3 protein-coding genes are annotated in these 3,656 nt (G+C 55.9%); 1 reads left to right on the top strand and 2 read right to left on the bottom strand.

All coding sequences use genetic code 11. The features are described from left to right. The coding region (locus CW305_RS23575) for a hypothetical protein (protein WP_219819262.1) at positions 1–224 on the top strand (224 nt) is incomplete at its 5' end. On the opposite strand, the gene CW305_RS10500 is transcribed toward CW305_RS23575, so the two are convergent. Together CW305_RS10500 and CW305_RS10495 are read right to left on the bottom strand one after the other, a co-directional pair. Next, entirely contained in the window at positions 213–2,078 is a 1,866-nt protein-coding gene (locus CW305_RS10500; RefSeq protein ID WP_054095291.1) for a polysaccharide deacetylase family protein, read from the bottom strand. The two genes, CW305_RS23575 and CW305_RS10500, sit on opposite strands and share 12 nt — an antisense overlap. A gap of 125 nt (positions 2,079–2,203) precedes the next feature. Then, positions 2,204–3,169 carry a hypothetical protein gene (locus tag CW305_RS10495; RefSeq protein ID WP_181063886.1) on the bottom strand — a complete coding sequence of 322 codons (966 nt, stop codon included), beginning with the start codon at positions 3,167–3,169 and terminating at the stop codon, positions 2,204–2,206. Positions 3,170–3,656: the final 487 nt, after the last annotated feature.

The raw sequence follows: 3,656 nt of genomic DNA, 5'->3' as shown, positions 1-3,656 counted from the left end.
CTCAGACCTGGGCAAGGAAGCTCAGTGAAACGCCGAAAGGCAACTTGAAGTGGCTTCCAGCCACTTCGACAGCAGGCACATCCGACCGGCCGGCTGCCGCTGAACCTACTTTTTCAACAGAATCGGCCGATTGCTGTCTGTCGCTACCGGTTGCTTCCGGCCAAAACCTGCCCGTGGTGACAGTCGCAGTCGAACCTGGATTTCCTGCGTCTTTAGTGATGTAAGTCAATCATAATCGTGCCGGCGGGAATATCGCGGAACAGCCATCGCCCATCGGATAGCTTTTGCATGGCGCTGCCAGAGACCGGCCGCAGGCCAGTTGGCAACTCAAATACCAGATCTTTAATAGGCTCTTGCGCTTGGACGTTGAGCACAATTTGACCGCGTTGCGCCAGCACATCGACCTCGACTTTATCGCGTGCAGCCCACCAGCTGCCGTACTGGTTCATGGTTCCAAACCAGGCGAATGGTTTGAGTCGAGGAAGGATCTGCTCCAAGAAGCGGTACTTATGGTCAACTTCATTCGGGTGAAGCAGCATCACGTAACTTGCGCCATATCGGGCAAGCTTCTCGGCCAGCTCAACCGCCTCCTCGACTCGCTGATCCATAATCGGCGGTATCTCATCTTCAATCGCAATTGGAAACTCAAACACTGTCGTTTCATCGCTATACATCCGTTGCGTGTTTGTGCGAAACGGTAAGTGTGTGGTGAGGTTCCCTGCAGTTGCTGAACTCGAAAAGCGATAGCCCGATGCGGCCAGAGCCTCAGGGAGGCGAGGCGGTGTTGCTAGATAGCCGGGACGGAACGAGACCACCGAGCGACCGGTCAGTTGCTCCAACAAAAAGCGGCTCACCCTAAGCTCGCCCATCACCGTCGCACCTTGCGTATCGCCGAGAGCCTTAACCCTCGGCTGGTAGGTCGGATATTGCTCGCTCCCATCACCAAGCGGAAGCGAGGCGTACATGTCGGAATGGCTAACTGAGTGGCTGGCTATCTCCATACCAGCCGCCACCAAGGCATCCATCGCAGCAAGCGTACGGTCGTTGAAAAAACCTTCGTCCTGAAAGTCGCGGTAGTATTTCGTTTGCAGGAAAAAGGTCGCCGGTACTCCTTCCCGCACGAGCAAGTCCCGATAGGCAAGTAGATTGCCCATCGACTCGACGTAATCCACATCAAACGTCACGACCGCAGCCAGGCGTTGGCCTTGTGGTACAGAGCCAATCGTGACGGCTAACGGCTCGTGCTGGCGATAGACAGCCCTGAGCCAGCGCAGCCAGACGTCGACGGACGGCTCATAACCATTGGCATAGGCCCGGTAGCCTTGGTCATTACGATCGTTGTGCGCTCGCATGATGAAAAAGCCGAGGTCAAAACCCAACGCATATGCGCTGCCGCCTGCCTTGTTGTCTCCTTTGACCAATGCGGCGGATCCGTCTTCGAACCTGGCCAAAACCTGCTGCGCATTTACATACGTTTGCGTGCCGATCCAACTTGTCGGCAGATCAGGCTGGCCAAGTAGTACTGTCTTTTCATGGGGATCGCTTATCCAGCCAAGGGCTGGCGCTTGTTCGAAGGTAATACTGTGGTGAGCTCGCGATTCCAAAGTCGATTCGAAGCCAAACAGATCGTGTAGTCCGCCACCCAGCACTTGTGTGGCTATTAGAGTCCGTCCTGCTTCCACGTGGCGGCGCAGCGCTGTGCGCCCAGCATCGTCAAGGGTGCGTCCCGAAAGCAACGGATACACGAGGACGACGTTATGACGAGTAGCCTCGGCGACGTCATCGGTAATAGTGAACGGCACGCCGATACTTTTGAGGCCATGAGACAGGCCGAGCCAAGCGGAATCCTTATCAGTCAACAAGATTGCAAGACGAGAAGGCTCTCCGCTGGCGAAGCGATTCCAGTCGGAACGCCCCTGGTCAGAGATATGGCTCACTTCAGTGGGCCCGTTTAGATCATCTAAGCGATCAAATGTGTTTCGCTCGATAAAAGCGGTAACGGCAACTATCAGCAAACTGACAAGAACTATAATGGCGATGGCACGTGCCAAGATGGCAGGCTTGTTTACGAACGGCACGAAGACCTCGTCGGTGCAAGTAGAAAATTAGCATCTTGGAGCAATGCGAGGCAGGAAACGTTAGAGCGGCAACCGGCTCCTGCTGCTTCCGGATCGTAGCTGTTTCGTTTATTAGCAATAGATTTTCATAGTTGTTGGCCGGTTGGATAATATTCCCACTCTTGCCAGTCGATACCCTCTACAGCCAGAGGCTGCAGCCTAGCCCGCCAAAAGCTGTCCTGCTCTTGAAGTAGAGCCTGTGCTGCGCCGCCCCAGGTTTCTTCAGGCGCAAGCTGAGGCTCTATGCTCTGCGCGAGTCGAAAGCGCACGGCCGGCCAGCGCTGAGCGATTTTCTCCGTGAGCTGGGCGCTGCGTTCAGCACTGCGGGTGTAGATCATCAAACTCACCTTACTAACACCGATGGAAGGTAGCTCACACGGAGCGCAAGGAAAGCCACCCATCTCCTCAGTAAACCAGCGGTAATGGCTCGATATTTCGACAGGCCAACGACTAGCGGCTGCCACATGCTTTAGCGTGTCCAGCCATTCACGCACATGTTTCGCCGGAACCGGCCAGCCACGCTGCTCAACTTCCAGATCCAGATGAAGTGCTGAGAACGACACAGACTTCAATTTCGAAATGATGGCGATCAGCGAAGCGCGGTGCTCAGGCGCCATCCAGTCTGGATCACCCAAAAGCAGCACAGGCTCGAAGCCACGTTTTCTGAGCGTTATGGCAACCGCATCGAGCGTCCGCACAACTTCCGGTTGCGCTAATTGCTCGGCGCTCAGCCCGATATATAGACGTTGGATGCCCGTGCGGTCCAGGCGAGACAGCTCGTCGGTTCGAGTAGCAGGATTGAGCAACGCACGGCTATCCCAAATGTACACGCCCCGCCTCCAGGACTGGGTAGCCTCGGGTTCAGCAGCGTTTACTTCCAGAAAGTGCAATTGCGCCGGTGACATAACCTCTGCCGGCGCAGCGAAAGCCAGGCAACTTAGCAAGCCGCACACTAGAAGCTGGCGCATTTGAAACTTCTTCGCTTTAAGGAGAACCCACCACGGTGCCATGGCTGATGATTCACGATCACGTCGCAGCATTTCATTGAGCATCGCAACCGCGCTCCAGCATCGAATGACAATATGAGCCACGGAAGATCTGGACGCCCCGCCACAGGCGTAGGTATCCGCGTAGCGATAGTTTTGCACCATGCGAATCTAACCGAGTGGCGGTTTCACGTTATCAACCAAAACGGTCACTAGTGACTAGGAAGTCTCAGGGGTACGAGTCGTCAAGAAGCCAGCGGACATTGAGGGGCAGCAAATCATGTGCCGAGACGAGGTTTCCAATCCCCGCCCCGCTAAACGGTATGTTGCATACAGCCAGCGCTGCAAGCGAACTGCATAGGTCAGCCCGTCCGGCTACACGGGTGGACACCATCTGCTTCGGGTCGATCGCTCTCAAGGACTGCTTTTGGCCCAGAGCGTGTAAAAACGCTGCAAGCCGGTGTTCGGTGCGCGGCGATCCCTGTCGGCTGACTGACAACGCTGGTCGTCGCCCACAGAGCGCATTAGTAGCGGCCAGGACGTGTCTCGACCC

It is taken from the genome of Stutzerimonas kunmingensis (assembly GCF_002929225.1).
GTDB lineage: Bacteria > Pseudomonadota > Gammaproteobacteria > Pseudomonadales > Pseudomonadaceae > Stutzerimonas.
Note: the sequence above shows the minus strand (reverse complement) of the source record. Positions and strands in the feature narration are given on the sequence as shown.